The organism is Enterobacter sp. PTB, from assembly GCF_051130085.1.
GTDB classification, from domain to species: Bacteria; Pseudomonadota; Gammaproteobacteria; order Enterobacterales; family Enterobacteriaceae; genus Enterobacter; species Enterobacter ludwigii.
In genome coordinates, this window is the sequence record NZ_JBDKEE010000009.1 from 23,719 (window position 1) to 46,130 (window position 22,412).

19 protein-coding genes are annotated in these 22,412 nt (G+C 55.3%); 9 read left to right on the plus strand and 10 right to left on the minus strand.

Annotated features, from left to right (window positions below; genetic code table 11):
• The first annotated feature begins 173 nt into the window (after positions 1-173).
• Both pdeH and AAIR21_RS12965 read left to right on the plus strand, forming a co-directional pair.
• Positions 174-947: a cyclic-guanylate-specific phosphodiesterase gene (gene pdeH / locus AAIR21_RS12960; protein ID WP_020884490.1), complete on the plus strand. Its 774-nt coding sequence runs from the start codon at positions 174-176 to the stop codon at positions 945-947.
• 65 nt (positions 948-1,012) lie between these two features.
• The gene (locus AAIR21_RS12965; RefSeq protein ID WP_183516871.1) at positions 1,013-3,055 is read left to right on the plus strand and encodes an AsmA family protein; all 2,043 of its coding nucleotides are present in this window, start codon (positions 1,013-1,015) and stop codon (positions 3,053-3,055) included.
• A 60-nt stretch (positions 3,056-3,115) separates the two neighbouring features.
• Here AAIR21_RS12965 and AAIR21_RS12970 read toward each other — a convergent pair whose 3' ends face one another.
• From AAIR21_RS12970 to AAIR21_RS12980, 3 genes are all read right to left on the minus strand, one after another.
• Entirely contained in the window at positions 3,116-4,438 is a 1,323-nt protein-coding gene (locus AAIR21_RS12970) for an MFS transporter (RefSeq protein ID WP_014172082.1), read from the minus strand.
• Positions 4,439-4,699: 261 nt separating this feature from the next.
• Positions 4,700-5,725 (minus strand): inner membrane protein YhjD, encoded by a 1,026-nt coding sequence (gene yhjD / locus AAIR21_RS12975; RefSeq protein WP_032679193.1) that lies wholly within the window; start codon positions 5,723-5,725, stop codon positions 4,700-4,702.
• Between the two features lie 50 nt (positions 5,726-5,775).
• Positions 5,776-6,675 carry a LysR family transcriptional regulator gene (locus AAIR21_RS12980; protein WP_014172080.1) on the minus strand — a complete coding sequence of 300 codons (900 nt, stop codon included), beginning with the start codon at positions 6,673-6,675 and terminating at the stop codon, positions 5,776-5,778.
• Positions 6,676-6,794: 119 nt separating this feature from the next.
• Here AAIR21_RS12980 and AAIR21_RS12985 point away from each other — a divergent pair, with 119 nt between their 5' ends.
• A complete protein-coding gene (locus AAIR21_RS12985; RefSeq protein ID WP_078774782.1) occupies positions 6,795-7,553 on the plus strand; it encodes an SDR family NAD(P)-dependent oxidoreductase in 759 nt (252 codons plus the stop codon).
• A gap of 173 nt (positions 7,554-7,726) precedes the next feature.
• Entirely contained in the window at positions 7,727-8,329 is a 603-nt protein-coding gene (locus AAIR21_RS12990; RefSeq protein ID WP_183516872.1) for a response regulator transcription factor, read from the plus strand.
• Here the strand turns inward: AAIR21_RS12990 and AAIR21_RS12995 are convergent.
• Together AAIR21_RS12995 and AAIR21_RS13000 are read right to left on the minus strand one after the other, a co-directional pair.
• The gene (locus AAIR21_RS12995) at positions 8,308-8,646 is read right to left on the minus strand and encodes a lysozyme (protein ID WP_014172077.1); all 339 of its coding nucleotides are present in this window, start codon (positions 8,644-8,646) and stop codon (positions 8,308-8,310) included. The two genes, AAIR21_RS12990 and AAIR21_RS12995, sit on opposite strands and share 22 nt — an antisense overlap.
• Positions 8,647-8,717: 71 nt before the next feature.
• Positions 8,718-9,257 (minus strand): GNAT family N-acetyltransferase, encoded by a 540-nt coding sequence (locus tag AAIR21_RS13000; protein WP_183516873.1) that lies wholly within the window; start codon positions 9,255-9,257, stop codon positions 8,718-8,720.
• A 148-nt stretch (positions 9,258-9,405) separates the two neighbouring features.
• Here AAIR21_RS13000 and AAIR21_RS13005 point away from each other — a divergent pair, with 148 nt between their 5' ends.
• Positions 9,406-10,995 carry an STY4199 family HEPN domain-containing protein gene (locus AAIR21_RS13005; protein WP_121340488.1) on the plus strand — a complete coding sequence of 530 codons (1,590 nt, stop codon included), beginning with the start codon at positions 9,406-9,408 and terminating at the stop codon, positions 10,993-10,995.
• Between the two features lie 61 nt (positions 10,996-11,056).
• On the opposite strand, the gene AAIR21_RS13010 is transcribed toward AAIR21_RS13005, so the two are convergent.
• The 3 genes from AAIR21_RS13010 to AAIR21_RS13020 form a co-directional block, all read right to left on the minus strand.
• On the minus strand, positions 11,057-12,706 hold the full coding sequence (locus tag AAIR21_RS13010) for an alpha,alpha-trehalase (protein WP_020884498.1): 1,650 nt from the start codon (positions 12,704-12,706) through the stop codon (positions 11,057-11,059).
• Positions 12,707-12,977: 271 nt separating this feature from the next.
• Positions 12,978-14,330 carry a glutathione-disulfide reductase gene (gene gorA / locus AAIR21_RS13015; RefSeq protein WP_014172073.1) on the minus strand — a complete coding sequence of 451 codons (1,353 nt, stop codon included), beginning with the start codon at positions 14,328-14,330 and terminating at the stop codon, positions 12,978-12,980.
• Positions 14,331-14,401: 71 nt separating this feature from the next.
• Positions 14,402-15,244 carry a 23S rRNA (adenine(2030)-N(6))-methyltransferase RlmJ gene (locus AAIR21_RS13020; RefSeq protein ID WP_183516874.1) on the minus strand — a complete coding sequence of 281 codons (843 nt, stop codon included), beginning with the start codon at positions 15,242-15,244 and terminating at the stop codon, positions 14,402-14,404.
• Positions 15,245-15,458: 214 nt separating this feature from the next.
• Here AAIR21_RS13020 and prlC point away from each other — a divergent pair, with 214 nt between their 5' ends.
• Both prlC and rsmJ read left to right on the plus strand, forming a co-directional pair.
• Complete coding sequence (gene prlC / locus AAIR21_RS13025; protein WP_183516875.1) at positions 15,459-17,501, plus strand: oligopeptidase A; 2,043 nt, start codon at positions 15,459-15,461, stop codon at positions 17,499-17,501.
• A gap of 7 nt (positions 17,502-17,508) precedes the next feature.
• A complete protein-coding gene (rsmJ, locus tag AAIR21_RS13030; RefSeq protein ID WP_113656934.1) occupies positions 17,509-18,270 on the plus strand; it encodes a 16S rRNA (guanine(1516)-N(2))-methyltransferase RsmJ in 762 nt (253 codons plus the stop codon).
• 86 nt (positions 18,271-18,356) lie between these two features.
• On the opposite strand, the gene uspA is transcribed toward rsmJ, so the two are convergent.
• The gene (uspA, locus tag AAIR21_RS13035) at positions 18,357-18,794 is read right to left on the minus strand and encodes a universal stress protein UspA (protein ID WP_003861223.1); all 438 of its coding nucleotides are present in this window, start codon (positions 18,792-18,794) and stop codon (positions 18,357-18,359) included.
• 283 nt (positions 18,795-19,077) lie between these two features.
• Here uspA and uspB point away from each other — a divergent pair, with 283 nt between their 5' ends.
• A complete protein-coding gene (uspB, locus tag AAIR21_RS13040; protein ID WP_003861224.1) occupies positions 19,078-19,413 on the plus strand; it encodes a universal stress protein UspB in 336 nt (111 codons plus the stop codon).
• 54 nt (positions 19,414-19,467) lie between these two features.
• On the opposite strand, the gene pitA is transcribed toward uspB, so the two are convergent.
• On the minus strand, positions 19,468-20,967 hold the full coding sequence (gene pitA / locus AAIR21_RS13045) for an inorganic phosphate transporter PitA (protein ID WP_014172068.1): 1,500 nt from the start codon (positions 20,965-20,967) through the stop codon (positions 19,468-19,470).
• Positions 20,968-21,196: 229 nt separating this feature from the next.
• On the opposite strand from pitA, the gene AAIR21_RS13050 reads away from it, so the two are divergent.
• The gene (locus AAIR21_RS13050; RefSeq protein WP_063157153.1) at positions 21,197-22,393 is read left to right on the plus strand and encodes an NAD(P)/FAD-dependent oxidoreductase; all 1,197 of its coding nucleotides are present in this window, start codon (positions 21,197-21,199) and stop codon (positions 22,391-22,393) included.
• Positions 22,394-22,412: the final 19 nt, after the last annotated feature.

Consider the following 22,412-nt stretch of genomic DNA (forward strand, 5'->3'; position numbering starts at 1 on the left):
GTCAACTATATTAAAACGACGTTCCATTATTTTATTTGAGCCAGCGCGTGTTCCTGTTAATTTCTGCCCGCTTAATTTCATTTTCCCGGTGAATTGAACATAAAGTTCTCAATTGCCGGGCCGATAACCCTTTGACGAGTCCAGAAAGGCCATCCAACAACAGGACATCTGAAATGAAGTCAGAGCAGGTTATCCAGCGGCTGAGCACTACGCCTGAGGCAAGTATTGAGAACTTGCAGGAGCATCGCTACTGGCTGCAATGTGAGCGTGCGTACACCTATCAGCCGATCTACCGAACGGACGGTCGACTGATGGCTATTGAAATTTTGACTGTCGTGACGCACCCGTCAAACCCCTCACAGCGTATCGCACCGGACCGCTATTTTGCCGAAGTTGCCGTGCGCCAGCGCCTGGATGTGCTGGAAGAACAGCTCCGTATGCTGGCAACCAAACAGGCCTTTTTCGAACAGCACGCCATCCTCGCCTCGGTCAACGTCGATGGACCCACCCTGCTGGCGCTGCGCCAGAACGCGAAATTACAGGAGCTGATCGCCTCCTTACCGTGGATGCGCTTTGAGCTGGTGGAGCATGTTCGTCTGCCACAGGACTCATCATTTGCCTCGATGTGCGAATTCGGCCCGCTGTGGCTGGATGACTTTGGCACCGGGATGGCGAACTTCTCTGCCCTCAGCGAAGTGCGTTACGACTACATTAAAGTGGCCCGCGACCTGTTCATTATGCTGCGCCAGACCCCGGAAGGGCGGAATCTGTTTACGCTGTTATTACAGCTGATGAACCGCTACTGCCAGGGCGTGATAGTGGAAGGCGTGGAAACGCTGGAAGAGTGGCGTGATGTGCAAAATTCTCCCGCGGCAGCGGCACAAGGCTATTTCCTCTCTCGTCCGGTCCCAATGGATACCCTCGATTCCGTGATAACGATCCTCTGATCTGCCCGCTTCCCTTTGTCTGAACTATAGTTTTACAGGTAAGGTCATCAGGAAAGGGGATAACAATGACAAAAACAACCAGGGTAATCTCCTGGACAGCAGGGATTTTATTGTTGTTGATCGTGGTCGCCGTCGTCATTATCGCGACGTTTGACTGGAACCGCCTTAAGCCGACCATCAACCAGAAAGTCTCCACCGAACTCAATCGCCCCTTCGCCATACGCGGCGATCTCGGGGTGGTGTGGGAACGCCAGAAAGAGGAGACCGGCTGGCGAAGCTGGATCCCCTGGCCGCATGTCCACGCCGACGACATCATTCTCGGCAACCCGCCGGATATTCCTGACGTGACAATGGTGCATTTGCCCCGCGTAGAAGCCACGCTGGCCCCGTTAGCGCTACTGACCAAAACGGTTTACCTGCCGTGGATCAAGCTTCAGCAGCCCGATGCGCGTCTGATCCGCCTTTCCGAAAAGAACAACAACTGGACGTTTGATCTCGCCAGCAGCGACGAAAAAGATCCCAATGCGCAGCCCTCATCATGGTCATTCCGTCTCGACAATATTCTCTTCGATCGCGGGCGGATCGCCATCGACGACAAGGTTAGCAAGGCTGATATTGAGATCCTGGTCGATCCGTTGGGCAAACCGCTGCCGTTTAGCGAAGTGACCGGCGCAAAAGCGAAGGGCGATAATGCCAAAGCCGGGGATTATGTTTTCGGCCTGAAGGCCGAAGGGCGCTACAAAGGGCAGCCCCTGACCGGCACCGGCAAAATTGGCGGCATGCTGGCGCTTCGAAGCGACTCGACGCCGTTTCCTGTGCAGGGGGATTTCCGCTCCGGGAATACGCGGGTGGCCTTCACCGGGACCGTCAACGATCCTATGAACATGGGGGGCGTTGATCTGCGGCTGAAGTTTGCCGGTGATTCGCTGGGTGAACTGTATGAACTCACTGGCGTCCTGCTGCCAGATACGCCACCGTTTGAGACGGACGGTCATCTGGTGGCAAAAATCGATACGGAAAAATCGTCGGTATTTGATTATCGCGATTTCAATGGCCGTATTGGCGACAGCGATATCCATGGCTCGTTGACCTACACCACCGGAAAACCGCGCCCGAAACTGGAAGGCGATGTGGAGTCTCGCCAGCTGCGGCTGGCCGATTTGGGGCCGCTGATCGGGATTGATTCCGGTAAAGGCACGAAATCAAAAGAGGTGAAGAAAGATCGCCAGCCGGCGGGGAAAGTCCTGCCTTACGATCGCTTTGAAACCGATAAGTGGGACGTAATGGATGCGGATGTTCGCTTTAAAGGGGGCAAAATCGAACATGGCAGTACGCTGCCGATCAGCAATCTTTCGACCCATATCCTGCTTAAAAATGCCGATTTACGCCTGCAGCCGCTGAAGTTTGGTATGGCGGGTGGGACCATCTCATCGAACATTCACCTCGAAGGCGATAAAAAGCCGATGCAGGGGCGTGCCGATATCAAGGCCCGCCGGCTCAAACTGAAAGAGCTGATGCCGAACGTGGAATTGATGCAGAAAACCCTGGGTGAAATGAACGGCGATGCGGATATCCGCGGCGTGGGGAATTCTGTGGCTGCACTGCTCGGGAGCAGTAACGGTAACCTGAAGCTTCTGATGAATGACGGGCTGGTGAGCCGTAACCTGATGGAGATCCTTGGGCTGAACGTCGGGAACTACGTCATCGGGCAAATCTTCGGTGATGATGAGGTGCGGGTGAACTGTGCGGCGGCCAACCTGGATCTGGTCAACGGCGTGGCGCGCCCGCAGATTTTTGCCTTCGATACGGAGAACGCGGTCATCAACGTGACCGGCACCGCCAGTATGGCCTCCGAGCAGCTTGATTTAACCATCGATCCGGAAAGTAAGGGGATTCGTATCATCACCCTGCGTTCGCCGCTCTACGTGCGTGGGACCTTTAAAAATCCGCAGGCGGGTGTGAAACCCGGTCCGCTGATTGCGCGCGGCGCGGTGGCGGCAGCACTCGCGACGCTGGTTACGCCAGCGGCGGCGCTGTTGGCGTTAATTTCGCCGTCAGAAGGGGATGCGAATCAGTGCCGGAACATTTTGTCGCAGATGAAAAAATAACGTGCGGCTTTCGGGACCTTTACCCTCTCCCTGGGGGAGAGGGTATCAGGCCGCGGTGAATTACAGAGACTGGTGCTTCGTCTCGTGGGTCAGCAGCAGGGCAATCAGCGTCAGCGCTGCCATGGCGGCCAGGTAAACGCCCACGTAGAACAGGCCATAATTTGCCTGCAGCCAGGTGGCGATATAAGGCGCAACGGACGCACCCAGAATAGAGGCAACGTTATAGGAGAACGACGCGCCGGTATAACGCACTTCCGTCGGGAACAGCTCTGGCAGTAGCGCGCCCATCGGGCCGAAGGTCAGGCCCATCAGGCTCAGACCAATGAGCAGGTACGCCATGACCAGCGCAGGGCTACCTGAACCCAGCAGCGGCGGGAAGACGAACAGGGCAAACAGAATGATCAGCGTGGTGATAACAATCATGCTTGAGCGACGACCAAACTTATCCGCCAGCAGGCCGGCAATCGGCACCATGACGCCAAACCCAATGACCGCCATCATCAACATCCACAGCACTTCGTTACGCGGCAGGCCGAGCCCAACCGGCGCGGCGGCGGTGCTGAACGTCATTGAGTAGACCGTCATGATATAGAACAGCGTGTAGGTCGCGAGCATGATAAACGTGCCCAGTACCGTCACGCGGACGTGTTTAGTCAGCAGCGTACCCAGCGGCACTTTTACCTGTTTTTTCGCGGCGGCAACTTTAGCGAAAACCGGCGTTTCGTGAAGCGACACGCGGACATACAGGCCAATCAGCACCAGCACGGCGGAGAAGACGAACGGAATACGCCAGCCCCAGCTCATGAACTGTTCGTCCGTCAGCAGCCAGGAGAGCAGCAGGAAAGTCCCGTTCGCAAAGAAGAAGCCAATCGGTGCGCCAAGCTGCGGGAATGAACCGTACAGCGCGCGTTTGCGTGCCGGTGCGTTCTCCGTGGCCAGCAGCGCCGCACCCCCCCATTCACCGCCCAGCCCCAGACCCTGACCAAAACGCGCCAGCGCCAGCAGCATCGGGGCCAGAATACCAATGGTTTCGTAGGTAGGCAGCAAGCCGATAGCGACGGTGGAGATCCCCATCGTCAGCAGCGAGGCCACCAGCGTGACCTTACGGCCGATGCGATCGCCGAAATGTCCAAACAGGGCAGAGCCAATCGGACGCGCAACAAACGCGATCGCAAAGGTAGCCAGAGACTGCAGCGTGGCTGCCGTCGGGTCACCCTGCGGGAAGAAAATATGCGGAAAGACAATGACCGCTGCGGTGGCATAAATGTAAAAGTCGAAGAACTCAATGGCGGTGCCAATCAGCGAGGCGACGACAACTTTGTTTCGCGAGTTAACCGGCGCGGTTTCCGCGCCGGAGTCGAGTGTTGTGGCTGTTGCTTGCATAATATTTTCTTATTTTTAGTCGGACGAAAGGCCATATTACGCACAGCAAAAGCGACATTTCAATCTGTAACAAAGCCGCGCACTGGTGATAAAAGCAACAAAAAGCGGATAATGTTCAGGCCAGACAAAACACTTCCATGAAATGCTTCACAGTTTTCAAATATCAGCTGATAAAACTGGTTTTTGGTTAAATAAAAGTTACGGACTGGATTTATATGCTGAAATGATGAAGCGGGCTGAAGTTTCAGCCCGGGAGAGGCGTTATCGGTGTGTTTTACCCGGCATACGCGGGTCGTCTTTGTACTCGGCGGTGGCAATCCACGCCGCGCAGAACAAGGTCAGGCGGGCGAAGAAGTAGAAGAACGCCATCAGCCCCAGCACCGAGCCAAACGCCGCGCCAGAAGGGGATTTCACCAGCGATGGCAGAGTGTAAGTCATCACAATTTTGATCACTTCAAAGCCTATCGCCGCAATCAATGTGCCGCGGATCAACGCCTTCTTACGCGGACGATGGCGGGGCAAGCGCCAGAAGATCCAGAAGAACAGCAGATAGTTGGCGAAGATGGAAATAGCCAGTCCAATGCCGCGCCACGCGGGCTTCAGCCACTCGATGTAATCCAGATAGAGCGCAGAGATAATCATCTGCTGCGCCGAACCGGCGACAGAGGTGATGGAGAGCGTCACAATCAGCGCGACGAGCAGGCCAATCAGCGAAACAAAGTCGCGAAGATACTTAACCCAGATTTTCTCCTGGTCCTGAGGCTTACGCTCCCACACCTCACGCGACTGGGCACGAATGGCCTCGCGGAGGTTGCCCATCCAGTTAATCCCGGAGTAAAGGGCAATCAACAGACCGACGATACCGACCGTCGTACGTTGCTGTACGGCGGTATTAATGGTGTTTTTGAGCGTGGTGGCAAGGGTCGGATCACTGACGTTATTCAGGATTTTATTGAAGATATCCTGCAGCAGCGTTGGGTGTGACGCGAGCACAAAACCGGCTGCGGCAAAGGACACCATCAGGATCGGGATCATCGATAAAAAAGAGAAATAGGTGATGGCAGCCCCAAACTGGTTACCCATGCGGTCATTAAACCGCTCTGTTGCGCGTATCAGGTGCGCAATCATGGGGAACTGCTGTATCCGCTCTGCCAGGCTGGTGACAGTCCCCAGCGCTTTGCTGGCGGTGCCTGGCATTTTTGCTTCTTCAGGCCCGGTTTCCATCTTCTGGATGGGTTCGTAATCTAAATGTTGGGTAGGTCGTTGCGGGTTGTTTTCCGGCGTCACGCGACTTTTCCTTTTCGTTTGGCTGGATGTTATTGAATTATAGCTTGCGACTAATCCACGTAAGCTTTTGTGAGTGCAGTCAGCCACTCCATAAACAGATGTACCCGACGGGAGAGGTTGCGCCGGTGGGGATAAATCAGCGATACCGGCATCGGTTCCGCCCGGTACTGCGGGAGAACTTCAATCAACTTCCTGGTGCGCAGAGCGTCACGCACGCCAACGCGCGGCACCTGGATAATACCCAGTCCGGCGATGCAGGCCGCCTGATACGTTTCTGTGCTGTTGACGGTCAAAACCCCGCCCGTCTTCACCCACTGCGTCGACGTGCCGTTATAAAACTCAAAGCCCTGGGGACGTGTTCCCAGCGTGGCGGCGTAGTGAATGACGGCGTGTGAACCCAAATCTTCCAGCGTTTCCGGATAGCCAAAACGCGTGACATAATCCGGGCTGGCGCAGTTAATCACCGACAGCTTGCCCAGCGGGCGGGCGATAAGTCCCGAGTCTTTGAGCGCGCCGACGCGTACCACACAATCAAACCCTTCACGAATAACATCCACCAGGCGATCGCTGCTGCTAAGTTCCAGCTCGATGCCCGGATATTGCTGCAGAAAAGCAGGCAGTTTGGGGATGACTAAATTTCGAGCAACGCTGACGGGCATATCCACGCGTAACCGACCGCTGATGGTGGAGGGGTCATGCTGGAACATACCGTCCAGTTCATCCAGGTTTGTCAGAAGATCTTTTGCCCGCTCGTAATACACCATGCCGTCCTGCGTCAGGCTTACGCGACGCGTGGTTCGGTGCAATAGCTGGGTTCCCAGTCGGTTTTCCAGCGCCTGAATTTGCCGCGAAACACTGCCTTTCGGCAGCGTCAGTGACTCCGCCGCCCGGGAAAAACTCTCCAGTTCCGCGACACGAACAAACAGCTGCATTGCGTGAATTTTATCCATAGACGAAGCTCATTGTTGTTGCAATTGAAACAGTGAAGCGCTCTGCGACATCTTTATTGATCTTCTATCACCTAATAAGCTCTTTCTCAATCTCCACAACAGTCAAAACGAGGTTTCTTATGTCTGAACGTATTGCGTTAGTCACAGGTGGTAGCCGTGGTCTGGGTAAAAATGCGGCGTTGAAGCTCGCAGCAGACGGAACGGGAATTATCCTGACCTATAACCGAAGCCAACAGGACGCGCTGGATGTTGTGCGCGAAATTCAGCAAAAAGGCGTTAACGCGGCAGCATTGCAGCTCAACGTCGGAGATGTTGCCAGTTTCGACCTTTTTGCCGCTCAGCTTCAGGAAATCCTTAAGACCGTATGGCAGCGTGAAACCTTTGATTATTTATTAAACAATGCCGGGACGGGCTTGTACGCGCCCTATGTTGAGACAACGGAAGCCCAGTTTGATGAGGCACTGAATATCCATTTCAAAGGGCCTTTTTTCCTGACGCAGCGTTTGCTTCCCTTGCTGAACGACGGTGGGCGGATCCTGAACGTCTCCAGCGGGCTGGCCCGTTTTACGCAACCCGGTTCCGGCACCTATGCGGCAATGAAAGGGGCGATGGAAGTGCTGACCCGCTACCAGGCGAAAGAGCTGGGCGCGCGCGGCATCTCCGTCAATATCATTGCTCCCGGTGCGATAGAAACCGACTTTGGCGGCGGACGCGTGCGTGACAACGCGCAGCTTAATCAGATGCTGGCATCGCAGACGGCGCTCGGGCGCGTAGGGCTGCCGGATGATATCGGTGATGCCATTGCGGCGCTGCTCAGCGATAAACTGGGCTGGATGAATGCGCAACGTATTGAAGTATCAGGCGGTATGTTCCTGTGATGCCTTCGCTTAAGGGGATGGAACCTCTTAAGGAAATCCTCAAATTGAATGTGTCCAGATACTGGGAGATATAAATAACACTGGTGGATTTGTAACGTCTCCGTTCATTGAGTTTTTTCTTAAATAATACCTCTGTAGAATCTCCCTTCGCGACTCTCAGAGGGAGAAAAACGATGCGGGTAATTATGTTTGACAGGCAGTCCCTGTTTATTCACGGAGCGATACACAGTCTTCAGAAATTAATTCCGGAAATAAATATTACGGGAAGCTGTCAGGCAGAAGATATACGGGCGCAAATTTCAGCGTCACCCACGGCTATCGTCATGATTGACGGGAATTTAATTGAGGATGAGGGGATCGGCTGGCTGGAAGCGATCATGCAGCGTTTTCCGACGATACGCGTGGTAATGGTTCTGGCTAAAAAAGAGGCCCGATGGGTTGAGCAATTGCTGCAGCGAAACGTGATGGCCATTGTTCCCCGCAATGCGCACCCGGAGCGCTTTTCCGCAGTGCTGGATTCGGTCTCCCGAGGAATGGTGTGCTTCCCCGGTGAGTGGGTGAGGCAACCGTCGGCGCCGCAGGCGTTATTATCCTTAAGCGAACGCCAGCGCGAAGTCCTGAAATTACTGGCGGCGGGGGAGTCCAACAAAGAGATCGGACGCAATCTCAACATCAGCGCCGCCACGGTGAAAGCGCACCTGGAAGCGCTTTTCCGCCGCCTGGAGGTGAAAAACAGAACCCAGGCCGCGATGTACTATACCCGGGCGACGGCCTGAAGAATTGCGGTCGGGAGTGAGGTCGTCTCACCGAAACTGAGCATCATCAACACCAGCGCGTCGTGCTGCTGTTGGGTTAACGGGCGTTTAAATTTTTCCCGCAGCAGCGTTTCGCACAGCTGAATATCATCGTGAAGTAAATATTCAGCCTGTAGCGGCGTGATAAGACGCTGAAAACATTCGCCCTGGCGAATAACATGGCCATAGCCAATAACCCATAAACCGTTTTCATCACGATATTTCTCCAAAGAAAGCCCCTGGTGTTTTTTTATTAACGCAATGGCGGCAGAAGATATCTTCAGCGCATGACCTTTCATATTCGTTTCCTCTTAATGGCAATATTGTAGAGGAAACGACACGCGCAAAATATCCGCCAAATGGCTATAGATCAGGAATGATTGCTGAGATATTCCTGCTTCAATAAACCGAACAGCCAGTCATTATGCCATTGTCCGCCAAGGTAATAACTCTCGCGTAACTCGCCCTCCAGACGAAAGCCCGTTTTTTCCAGCAGGCGTCTGGAGGCGATATTCCCCGCCGTGACGGTGGCGGTGAGGCGGCGTATGCCGCCCTGATGAAAGGCGTAACCGCACAGCGCCTGCAGCGATTCGAAGCCGTAGCCTTTCCCCTGGGCCGCAGGTGCAAAAAGAAAACCCACTTCCGCGCAATCGTCATCGCGATGAATATAACCGGTGACGCCGAGCGGTACGCCGGAGGTGGCGTCACGCACAACGAGGCAAAGCCAGTGCGCGCTGCCCGGCGTCCAGGGCGTCAGACGAGATTCGAACGCCTCGCGGATCGCCTCCACGGGGCGATCTTCCGCGACAAAACGCATCACCTCGGGGTCGTGCTGCAACGCCAGGAAAAAGGGCCAGTCATGGTCTTGCAGCGATGAACAGATAAGACGCGATGTCGTTAAGACAGGCATTCAGATTCTCCTGAAACATTTAAAATGATTTTCGTGGTGTCACTTTATTTCAACAGAAAGTCAGGTATGGTTAACCTCGTATAAATAAAAAGAAAAACGGCCATTACGGGCCCATTCTGGTTGTCTTCGTTGTCGCTTAAGGAAAACAATGACTCTCAGCACAGCACACCCTATCCGCGAACAGTTCGAACACTGTCTGGCGGTTATTCGCCAGGCCTCGGTTGAAATTTTACTTCTCCTGAATGTACATGTTTCTGAGGGAAAAGATCCACGCTGGTTTCTGGAACAACTGGACAGCGCGCGTTTAGGCCTGGGGGGCTGGAATGCGGTTGCGAAGACGCTCAATTTGAATGACGCGGAGATGTCCGAATTCACACTACAATTGCGTCTGCTTCAGCAGCGTGTTCCTCAGTACGAAAGTGGTCAGGATGTCAGTGAAAACCAGCTGATTGCCGCGATGCGGTTTGTGACCACGCTGGAGCACCTTCGTTTGCAACAGCCTCTTCTGACCTACAGCACCGAAGTGGCGCCTGGCAGTGAACTCCAGCAACAACAGGCGCACAAGCAGGTGCGTACAATTGAGTTGATGATAAAAGGGCTCATCCAGCAGGCCTGGCCCGATCAGGTGCGGCTGAATAACCATCTTAAAACCCTGTTTAACGCGGACCGCGTGCGGCGCTGGCTGAAGCTTGGTGACATCAATGATGTGCTGAGCGGCATGATGTTCAGTGAGCTGGCACAGATGCTGGTGGATAAAAAAGAGTTCAGCCGCTACTACGCCTCGCTGTTTAACGATCCGTCAATGCTCACGCTGATGGTGGAACCGCGGAAAACCCTGCAAACCTTCCTCGATGATATTCGGCAAATCCGCAACAATATTACCGTGCAGAAAGCGTTAAGTTCGGCGCAAATCCAGCTGCTGGATAACTACTACACGCAGATCACCCGACCGGTTCAACGTGCTTTTGAAGAGGGGAGAACCCGCGTCAACCCGGCCGGACTGATGGCGGTGGATGCCAGCGAGCTGCATGCTTTCTGGGAAAAGGCGCAGAAAATGGATCGCGTGACCGGCGGGGATCTCTTTGAGGTTCGTGACACGATTGAAAAACCGACCCAGCGCGCACCGCGCACGCCAGAACAGCGTGAGCAGCTTATTTCCGGCGCGTTATGGGGGGCGGTTGGCGTGATGGTGATTGCCATTGTGGCGGGCGGCTTCTGGCTGGTAACCAGCAGTAAACCCCAGCCTGCAGCCGGGAACGTTGCAGAAACGGCCCAGCCTCAGGAGATGCGCGAAACCCCGTCCTCGCGCGAGACGCTGTCGCGCATGGGCGTGACCTGGGACGAGAATAATTTCCGCTCGGCGATTAACCGCAATGATACCCGGGTGGCACTGCTGTTTTTGCAGGGAGGGATGGACTGGAAGCTCTCCTGGACGGAAGAGGCGATGTCGGCTGACTATGACGACGTTCTGGAGCTGATGTTGCGCTACCGACAGAACATGGTGGAACAGAAGCCGTGCCGGCGCTTTATCAACACGCTCAGCCATGCCATGTCGAATGGCGAGTCCCTGACGTCAATGCGTAAACAGTATCTGAAGGCATTTTGCACCGTGCCTGCTGTGGTGAAGCGCCAGCAGCATGATCTGGATATGGCGACGCGTCGGGCACAGTCACAGCCGGATGCCACCACAAAAAAATGGCAGTCCATCCAGACCGCCATTTATGAAGTGATTCGTTAATCCTGTCTTCTCCCTCTCCCGGGAGGAGAGGGATGGAATACGGGCATCAGACCGCAGAAGGTCACGGCTCCCCATACAACCCAATCAACCGCCGTACCACGCCGTTAGTCCAGCCGAAGCCATCCTGCAGCGGGTACTCACCCCCGCCCCCTTCGCGCGGCGTACTGCTGGCGATGTGATATTTCTCAATCAGCTTATGGTGGGCTTTATAGAAATGATTCACCGTCTGCAGCCAGCTCCAGGCAATCTCATCGCCCAGCGAGTCATTGCCGTACTGTTTGAAGCCCTGAATCGCCATCCACTGCAGCGGCGCCCAGCCGTTGGGTTTATCCCACTGCTCGCCGGTTTCGTACTCGGTGGCCAGAATCCCGCCCGGCGTCAGCAGACGTGCTTTTACCGCATCCGACAAGCGTTCAGCCTGCTCGTGGGTCGCCATGCCAACGTACAGCGGCACAATGCTCGCCGCTGAGAACAGCGCCATGACCTCGCGGCGCCAGTCGTAGTCACGGTAACAGCCATTCTCGTCATCCCACAGATACCGGTTCACCGCGGCGCGGCGATCGCTGGCTTTCTGGCGGAACAGTTCCGCGGTCTCTTTATCCCCTTTCGATGCCGAAATATTGGCGATCGCGCTTTCCAGCTTGAACAGGAACGCGTTCAAATCGATAGGGATAAATTGCGTGGTGCGGATGCTGGCAAGTCGGCCAGGCTCCCGCAGCCAGCGCGAGGAGTAATCCCAGCCGGAGGCCGCGCCTGCGCGCAAATCGCGATAAACCTCATTCGGCGGACGGCCAGAGTGACGGGCGGTTTCCACATCCTCAATCCATGATTCATCACGCGGCGTGTCACGGTCGTCCCAGTAGCGGTTTAACAGCGAGCCATCCGGCATACGCACCGCGCTGCGATAGGCCTGATTAAGCAGCAGCGATTCCGCCCCGTCCATCCAGAAGGCATGCTCCATTTTGAGGTGTTCAAGGTAGCGCTTTGCACCGCGCACACCATCCTCTTCAAACAGCTCTACCATCAGGGCAAATACTGGCGGCTGGGAGCGGCTGAGATAATAGGTACGGTTACCGTTCGGGATATGGCCGTAGCGTTCAATCAACCACGCAAAGTTATCCGCCATACATTTCAGCAGATCGTTACGTCCGCTCTCTGCCAGACCCAGCATGGAGAAGTAGGAATCCCAGTAATAGGTCTCGCTAAAACGCCCGCCGGGCACGATATAGGCCTGCGGCAGCGCCAGCAGAGAAGACCAGGGGATGTGGTCCTGCGGCTCGCGCGTCAGCACGGGCCACAGGCTGTCAATGTGCTCTTTTAGCGACAGGCCGGGGTCGGAGACATATTCCGTGGTATAGGTCTCTGGCAGCCAGAAGTGGTTCTCCACGAACCGGCGCAGGTCGAAATCCCGGTGGCGCCTGACCTTGCGATAGCGGATCAGAATATCCAGAGGATCCATCTTCGGGGCACAGTCGGGGAAGGTTTTGCTGTCCGCAAACAGCCGTGTCGACTGCACGTGCTCGAACAGTTCCAGATAGCGATCGGCGGGCGTCAGAGCATCAGAGGCGGGTAGCCCCTCAATCATTTCGGGTTCCGGCTCCGCCTCAATCATTTCATCCAGTTTTAACTCGCAGGGATCGGTCTCGTAGCGCAGCTCTTCTGCAATCTCGAACTCGATGTTCTCGGCAGCCTGTAGTTTCTGGTTGAACATGGCGATAAGGACCTCCGGTTGTGTGTTCAAAATAACAGTTTTTTCCGGGCGTCTTATAAGCGTAGACATTCGCTTCGGTGTTGGCTGAGGGAAATGTGCGGTTGATCACGTTTTTAAGCGCGGGGTATTTGCGGAGTTAAAACAGTAATTCGCTGAAAAATAAAGGCTAAAAGGGATTTTTAGACAGATTTATGGGGCAAATAATTCAGAGCATTCGTTGTGCAACCATTTATGTCTGAAACAAACGCCCCTCCGCAGAGGGGCATTTTGCTTAACGCATGGTGACAAATTCCTCGGCCGCTGTCGGGTGGATCGCAACGGTGTTATCGAAGTCTTTCTTGGTGGCACCCATTTTTAGCGCCACGGCGAAGCCCTGCAGGATCTCGTCCATGCCAAAGCCAATGCCGTGGATACCGACAATCTTCTCTTCCGGACCCACGCAGACCAGCTTCATGCGGCATGGCTGACGGTGAGAGGTGACGGCGGTATACATCGCGGTGAACGCGGATTTATACACTTTCACCTGGTCATCGCCATACTGCTCGCGCGCCTGAGGTTCTGTTAAGCCCACTGTGCCGATTGGCGGGTGGCTGAAGACCACGGTCGGAATGTTACTGTAGTCCAGATGCTCTTCCGGTTTGTTGTTAAACAGACGCTCAGAGAGGCGACGGCCCGCGGCAACCGCAACCGGCGTCAGTTCGACCGCACCGGTGTTATCGCCCACCGCGTAAATGCCCGGAACGCTGGTGTTCTGGAATTTATCGACAACGATATACCCTTTCTCATCGGTTTTAACGCCCGTCGCCGCCAGGTTGAAGTTGTCGTTAGCCGGTTCACGACCAATCGCCCAGATCAGGCAATCCACGGTCTGGCTACGGCCATCTTCCAGCTCAAGCGTCAGGCTACCGTCTGCATTTTTCACAACCGCTTTTGGCACGGCGTGGGTGTGCAGCGTTGGGCCTTCGGTATTCATCACTTCGACCAGCGTATCGACGATCAGCGGGTCAAAGTTGCGCAGCGGCGCGTGTTTACGCACGAACAGGTGCGTTTCTGCGCCCAGGCCATTAATCACACCGGCCAGTTCTACGGCGATGTATCCCGCGCCCACCACGGCAACACGTTCTGGCAGAGCAGGCAGCTCGAAGAAACCGTCGGAGTCGATACCGTATTCCACACCGGGAATATCCGGGTGGCTCGGACGCCCGCCGGTCGCGATCAGGATGTGATCGGCAGTGATCGTCTCACCGTTAACGTCGATCGTCTTCGCATCAACAAAGCGCGCAAAACCATGAATAACATCGACATTGTTCTTGCCCAGCACATTGTCGTACGAGGTATGAATACGGTCGATATAGGCTGTACGGCTGGCGATCAGCTTGTTCCAGTCAAAGTTATTGATGGTGGTGTCAAAGCCGTAATCCGGGCCATACATATGGATTGCTTCACGGATCTGGGCCGCATGCCACATCACTTTCTTCGGTACACAACCCACGTTGACGCAGGTGCCGCCCAGCGCTTTGGCTTCGATCAGCGCACATTTCTGGCCATACATGGCCGCGCGGTTGATGGAGGCGATGCCGCCGCTGCCGCCGCCGATTGCGATGTAGTCATAATGCTTAGTCATAGCTTTTATCCTTAATCGTGAATTGCCGCGATTGTATACCTGAAATCAATAGTTTCCACCGATGACTGCGATTACTCCGGCACGATCCAACTGACGGTGGCATGGCCCGTTCCGGCCGGCACCAGCGTCTTGTGCAGCCATGGCAGCACGTTGTTCATCTGCGCTTCGAGCTTCCATGGCGGGTTGATCACAATCATGCCGGAAGCGGTCATGCCGCGCTGGTCGCTGTCCGGGCGCACGGCCAGTTCAATTTGCAGAATTTTGCGGATACCGGTCGCTTCCAGGTCTTTGATCATGCGTTTAATTTGCGCACGCAGCACCACCGGATACCACAGGGCATAGGTGCCCGTCGCAAAACGTTTGTAGCCGTCGTTAATACCGCTCACTACCGCCTGATAATCGGTTTTGATCTCATAAGGCGGGTCGATCAGCACCAGACCACGACGGGATACCGGCGGCAGTTTGGCCTTCAACTGCTGGTAGCCATCCGCCTTTTCCACACGGGCGCGGCTGTCTTTCTGGAATTCAGAACGCAGCAGCGGGAAGTCGCTTGGGTGCAGCTCGGTCAGCTGAAGGCTGTCCTGCTCGCGCAGCAGCTGGCGGGCAATCAACGGCGAGCCAGGGTAGTAGCGCAGCTGGCCGTTGCGGTTAAAATGATTCACCACACCAATGTAGGGCTCCAGCTCTGCCGGCAGGTCGTCCTGCTGCCTGATGCGGGCGATCCCTTCCAGGTATTCCCCGGTGCGTTCGGCATGTTCGCCGCTCAGCTGATAACGTCCCGCGCCCGCGTGGGTGTCCAGATAGAGAAACGGTTTATCTTTCTCTTTGAGTGATTCAATGATCAGGCTCTGAACGGTGTGTTTAAGGACGTCGGCGTGGTTGCCTGCGTGAAAGCTGTGGCGATAACTGAGCATGAATGAATGTGTTCCAGGTAGTAAACGTAGGCCTGATAAGCGTAGCGCCATCGGGCAAAAATAGAGCGTATCGCCACAGTATACAGAAAAGTTTATCCTGCCGCGAAAGCGCAACGTCTGGCATTGAAATCCTCTACACTTATCCCCATTCTAGATCGCATATGCACAGCGCCGGATGCGCGCTTCATTCATCTTATTCAACAGGACAGCGTTTATGACCAATCCATTACTGACGCCTTTTTCGTTGCCACCGTTTTCTAAAATCCGCCCTGAGCATGTGGTTCCAGCCGTAACACAGGCGCTGGACAACTGCCGTGCGGCGGTAGAAAGCGTGGTGGCGCAGGGCGCGCCGTACACCTGGGAAAATCTGTGTCAGCCGCTGGCCGAAGTGGATGACGTGCTGGGACGCCTCTTCTCCCCGGTAAGCCATCTGAATTCAGTGAAAAACAGCCCGGAACTCCGTGAAGCGTATGAACAAACCCTGCCGTTGCTCTCTGAGTACAGCACCTGGGTTGGTCAACACGAGGGGCTGTACAAAGCCTATCGCGACCTGCGCGATGGCGACCACTATGCCGAACTCAATACCGCGCAGAAAAAATCGGTCGATAACGCTCTGCGTGATTTCGAACTCTCCGGTATTGGTTTGCCGAAAGAGAAACAGACCCGTTACGGTGAAATTGCGGCCCGTCTGTCTGAGCTGGGCAACCAGTACAGCAACAACGTGCTGGACGCGACCATGGGCTGGACGAAGCTGATTACCGACGAAGCCGAGCTGGCCGGTATGCCGGAAAGCGCGCTGGCGGCGGCGAAAGCGCAGGCCGAAGCGAAAGAGCAGGAAGGCTTCCTCTTAACCCTGGACATCCCGAGCTACCTGCCGGTCATGACCTACTGCGACAATCAGGCGCTGCGCGAAGAGATGTACCGTGCGTACAGCACCCGCGCCTCCGATCAGGGCCCGAATGCCGGTAAGTGGGATAACAGCCCGGTGATGGCTGAAATCCTCGCGCTGCGTCACGAGCTGTCACAGCTGCTGGGCTTTGAGAGCTACGCTTCCAAATCCCTCGCCACCAAAATGGCGGAAAATCCACAGCAGGTCCTCGATTTCCTGACTGACCTGGCGAAACGTGCGCGTCCGCAGGGCGAGAAAGAGCTGGCGCAGCTGCGCGCCTTCGCGAAAGCGGAATACGGTGTCGGCGAGCTGCAGCCGTGGGATATCGCCTGGTACAGCGAAAAACAGAAACAGCACCTTTACAGCATCAGCGATGAGCAGCTGCGCCCTTACTTCCCGGAAAATAAAGCCGTTAACGGCCTGTTTGAAGTGGTTAAACGCATTTACGGGATCACCGCCAAAGAACGTACCGACATCGACGTCTGGCATCCGGACGTGCGCTTCTTCGAACTGTATGACGAGAAGAACGAGTTGCGCGGGAGCTTCTACCTGGATCTGTACGCTCGCGAGAACAAACGCGGCGGTGCATGGATGGATGATTGCGTCGGGCAGATGCGTAAAGCGGACGGCTCCCTGCAGAAGCCGGTGGCGTACCTGACCTGTAACTTCAACCGTCCGGTGAATGGCAAGCCTGCGCTGTTTACCCATGACGAAGTGATTACCCTGTTCCACGAGTTCGGCCACGGCCTGCACCATATGCTGACCCGTATCGAAACCGCAGGCGTTGCCGGTATCAGCGGTGTGCCATGGGATGCGGTCGAACTGCCAAGCCAGTTTATGGAAAACTGGTGCTGGGAGCCGGACGCGCTGGCGTTTATCTCCGGCCATTACGAAACCGGCGAGCCGCTGCCGAAAGAACTGCTGGATAAAATGCTGGCGGCGAAAAACTACCAGGCGGCGATGTTTATCCTGCGCCAGCTGGAGTTCGGCCTGTTCGACTTCCGTCTGCACGCCGAGTTTAGTCCGGAGCAGGGGGCGAAAATCCTCGAGACGCTGGCCGAGATCAAAAAGCAGGTCGCCGTTATTCCTGGCCCAACCTGGGGCCGCTTCCCGCACGCGTTCAGCCATATCTTCGCGGGCGGCTATGCGGCAGGCTATTACAGCTACCTGTGGGCCGACGTGCTGGCGGCGGATGCGTTCTCTCGCTTTGAAGAAGAGGGCATTTTCAACCGTGAAACCGGCCAGTCGTTCCTTGATAACATCCTGACGCGCGGCGGTTCTGAAGAGCCAATGGTGCTGTTCAAACGCTTCCGTGGCCGCGAGCCGCAGCTGGATGCGATGCTTGAGCACTACGGAATTAAAGGCTAACCGTTACGTGAAGATCTGTTTAGTCGATGAAACAGGCGCCGGAGACGGCGCCTTATCTGTTCTGGCCGCCCGCTGGGGGCTGGAGCATGATGATGAAAACCTGATGGCGCTGGTGATGACGCCGGCGCATCTGGAATTACGTAAGCGTGACGAAGCCAGGCTCGGCGGGATATTTGTCGATTTTGTGGGGGGCGCCATGGCGCACCGGCGCAAATTCGGCGGCGGTCGCGGTGAAGCGGTTGCCAAAGCGGTTGGCGTCAAAGGAAGCTATCTTCCGGACGTGGTGGATGCCACGGCGGGTTTAGGGCGCGATGCGTTTGTGCTGGCCTCGGTAGGGTGTCACGTGCGGATGCTGGAGCGCAATCCGGTCGTGGCCGCGCTGCTCGACGACGGGCTGACGCGCGGCTATGCCGACCCGGAGATTGGGCCGTGGCTGCAGGCGCGCTTGCAGTTGATTCACGCCTCCAGCCTGACGGCGCTGACCGATATCACTCCGCGTCCGCAGGTGGTCTATCTCGACCCGATGTTCCCGCATAAGCAGAAAAGCGCGCTAGTGAAGAAAGAGATGCGGGTGTTCCAGTCGCTGGTCGGGCCGGATTTAGACGCGGATGGTTTGCTGGCACCTGCTCGTCAGCTAGCCACGAAGCGCGTGGTGGTGAAACGTCCGGACTATGCGCCGCCGCTGGCGGACGTGGCCACGGCCAATGCGGTGGTCACCAAAGGGCACCGGTTTGATATTTATTCGGGGACGCCGGAACAGGAAGGTTAGGGTGTGCGGTTTGATGCCGTCACCCCAACCCGCGCTGGAAAGAGGCTCGAACGGTTCCCTCTCCCTTTGGGAGAGGGAAAGCAGACTTACTCGTCTTCTTCGTCACGCAGTGGAACAATCAGCATATCCACATGAACGGTGTTAATCAGCTGACGCGCTGAAGACATCAGCTTGCTCCAGAAGTCCTGGTGGTGACCACAAACGACCAGGTCCATATCGTATTTCTTAATCGCATCAACCAGCACCTGACCCAGATCGCCGCTGCCGCTTAAGGTTTCGGTGATAGGGTAGCCCGCGTTGGTGGACAGTTCGCTCAGGGCGTGGTGTGTCTCTTCAGAGATGCGTTTCTGCATATCACCGAGATTGACGTCAATCAGACCGGTATAGAGGTCGGAGTAATTCACATCAACGTGGATAAGAGAAACTTTCGCGTTGTAAGGGCGTGCCATGGATACCGCTTTATCAACCAGCACTTTACTCTCCGGAGAGAGGTCTACCGCGATGAGAATGTGTTTGTAAGCCATAGTGTTACTCCTTCCTTAAGTTATCGATGACTAAATGGAAAAGCCGTCGTCTGATGCTTTCATTACGGCCCAGTAAAACATATTTTTCAAGCTTTGGTGTTGATAACGATTAACCTTGTGGCAAAAAAATTAACGGATCTCCTACACTATTTAATGAGCCGTTCGGATATTAAAACGCGAACCGGATCGACTTTTGTTCATTCTTTCACTGAACTGTCTGTCAGGGCACTGGAGTGCGGTAGCTCAGAGGCCTTGCTTCGTGGGCGTACGCCGGGGAGGATGTATGATTAGCACCGTCGCATTGTTTTGGGCGTTATGCGTGGTTTGCATAGTGAATATGGCGCGCTACTTCTCATCGTTACGTGCGCTGTTAGTGGTACTTCGTGGTTGCGATCCGTTGCTTTATCAGTATGTGGACGGTGGAGGGTTCTTCACCTCGCACGGACAGCCCAGCAAGCAGATGCGTCTGGTAGGGTATATCTATTACCAGCGTTATCGCGATCACCACGATGAAGAGTTTATTCGCCGTTGCGAGCGTCTTCGCCGTCAGTTCATTTTAACCAGCGCCCTGTGTGGTCTGGTTGTGGTCAGCATGATTGCCTTGATGATTTGGCACTGAGCATAAAAAAAGCGGGTCAGTTTCCTGACCCGCTTTTTTATCGCGTTCTGCCGATTAGATAAGCTTCAGCGAAATCCAGTACAACCCACCCGACAGCAGGATAGAGGCCGGAAGGGTAAATACCCAGGCCATCAGAATGTTGGTCACGGTTTTGCGTTGCAGACCGCCGCCGTCAACAATCATGGTCCCTGCCACGGAAGAGGAGAGTACGTGGGTGGTCGAAACTGGCATACCGGTATAGCTCGCCAGACCGATTGAAACCGCCGCCGTCATCTGCGCGGACATACCCTGCGCATACGTCATGCCTTTCTTACCGATCTTCTCGCCGATGGTGGTCGCCACACGACGCCAGCCAATCATCGTACCGATACCGAGAGCCAGTGCGACAGCCATGATGATCCAGATTGGCGCGTACTCAATAGTATTGAGCATATCGCCTTTCAGTTTCTTCAGCAGACGCTGGTCGTCAGCATTCACTTCTGGCAGCTTCGCCACTTTATCCGTGACATCAGAGATGCACAGCATAATGCGACGCAGTTGACCACGTTGCTCAACGGACAGTTTGTCGTAGCTTTCGATATTACCCAGCATGCCTTTGGCACGTTCCAGCGCGTTAATCGCGTTTGCCGGATGGCAGTGGAATTCGCCCGGCGCAGTGGTAGCGCCTGCTTCAGGAGAAGGGATCAACTGGTCAACGCCGGTTGCCTTCTTCAGCAGCTCAGGGTGTTGCTGGAAGTAGATTTCAACGTTGTTCACCGCATCACGGGTACGGGTGATTTCGTAACCGGAGGCGTTCATGTTGACCACGAATCCCGCCGGTGCGACGCCAATCAGTACCAGCATTACCAGACCAATGCCTTTCTGACCGTCGTTCGCGCCGTGAGAGAAGGCTACGCCGATAGCGGAAAGGATCAGGGCAATCCGCGTCCAGAATGGCGGCTTTTTCTTGCCGTCTTTCTTCTCACGCTCTGCCGGCGTCAGGTGAATACGGGAGCGTTTTTTCGTATTGCTCCAGTAACGACGCAGGATGAAAATCAATCCGCCTGCTACCACCAGACCCACGATAGGGGAGACAATCAGTGAGGCGAAAATTCCCAGCACTTTCGGGATGTTTAACGCATCAACAACCGAGGTACCGGTCATGAGGGCATTCGTTAACCCAATACCGATAATCGCGCCGATGAGGGTGTGAGAACTGGATGCAGGCAGGCCGAAATACCAGGTACCGAGGTTCCAGATAATTGCAGCAAGCAGCATTGAGAACACCATAGCGAGGCCATGGCCAGAACTAACGTTGAGAAGCAGATCCGTTGGCAACATATGCACGATCGCATATGCAACGCTCAGTCCACCCAGAAGAACACCAAAAAAGTTAAATACCGCCGCCATAACAACCGCGAGCTGCGATCGCATTGCGCGAGTGTAGATAACCGTTGCTACTGCGTTTGCAGTGTCGTGGAAGCCGTTGATCGCTTCGTAAAACAGTACAAAAACCAGAGCAAGCAATAATAAAAGCCCGGTATGTAAATCCAGGCCAGCAAACAAATGTAGCATAGGACGTTACGCCATTTTGAGGACATGAACGCGGCGCATTATCCAGGACAAATGCGCGGCGGGCAAAGTGAAATATAGCTTTTTTTTGATATAACTTCGGCTTTGTTGGCGTTAGGTAAAGAAATATATTTTATATTTCAAGTATATGACTGATATCTCGGTTAATTGCGCTGGTGTGACCACAGAGGAAACTTTACAATCCGCGGCAGTTAACGAAGAGGATTTTGACGTGGAAAGGTTTGATGCCGTGGTAATTGGCGCCGGTGCGGCGGGTATGTTTTGTGCGGCGATGGCCGGACAGGCGGGTCGTCGCGTGCTGTTGCTGGATAACGGTAAAAAGCCAGGACGTAAAATTCTGATGTCCGGTGGCGGGCGCTGCAACTTTACAAATCTCTATGTCGAACCCGCAGCTTATCTGAGCCAGAACCGTCATTTTTGCAAATCGGCCCTGGCGCGTTACACCCAGTGGGACTTTATCGACCTGGTGGGTAAGCACGGTATCGCATGGCATGAGAAGACGCTGGGCCAGCTGTTCTGTGATGACTCCGCCCAGCAGATTGTCGATATGCTGGTGGCCGAGTGCGAGAAGGGCGGCGTGGTGATGCGCCTGCGCACGGAAGTGCTGGAGGTGTCCCGCGATGAGCAGGGCTACACGCTGCAGTTAAATGGGGAAAGCGTCAGCGCCGATAACCTGGTGATTGCCAGCGGTGGCCTCTCCATGCCGGGGCTCGGTGCTTCACCATTCGGCTACAAGATTGCCGAACAGTTTGGCCTGAACGTGCTGCCCACCCGTGCGGGGCTGGTACCGTTCACCCTGCATAAGCCCCTGCTGGAACAGCTGCAGACGCTTTCTGGCGTCTCGGTGCCGTCGGTCATTACGGCTGAAGACGGTACGGTGTTCCGTGAAAACCTGCTGTTTACCCACCGTGGTCTTTCCGGCCCGGCGGTACTGCAAATCTCCAGCTACTGGCAGCCGGGGGAGTTTGTCACGGTTAACCTGCTACCCGATTGCGACCTGGAGGCTTTCCTCAACGAGCAACGCGCGGCGCACCCGAATCAAAGCCTGAAAAACACGCTGGCCATGCAGTTGCCAAAACGTCTGGTGGAATGTTTGCAGGTGCTGGGGCAGATCCCCGATGTGTCGCTCAAGCAGCTTAACAGCCGCGAACAGGCGGTGCTGGTTGAGACGCTGACAGCCTGGCGGGTGCAGCCCAACGGCACCGAAGGCTACCGCACGGCGGAAGTGACGCTTGGCGGGGTCGACACGAATGAACTCTCCTCACGCACCATGGAAGCGCGCAACGTGCCGGGGCTCTATTTTATTGGTGAGGTGATGGATGTGACCGGCTGGCTCGGCGGATACAATTTCCAGTGGGCATGGGCAAGTGCCTGGGCGTGCGCTCAGGCGCTGGCAGAAGACAAGTGACATAAGAGCACTGCCACTC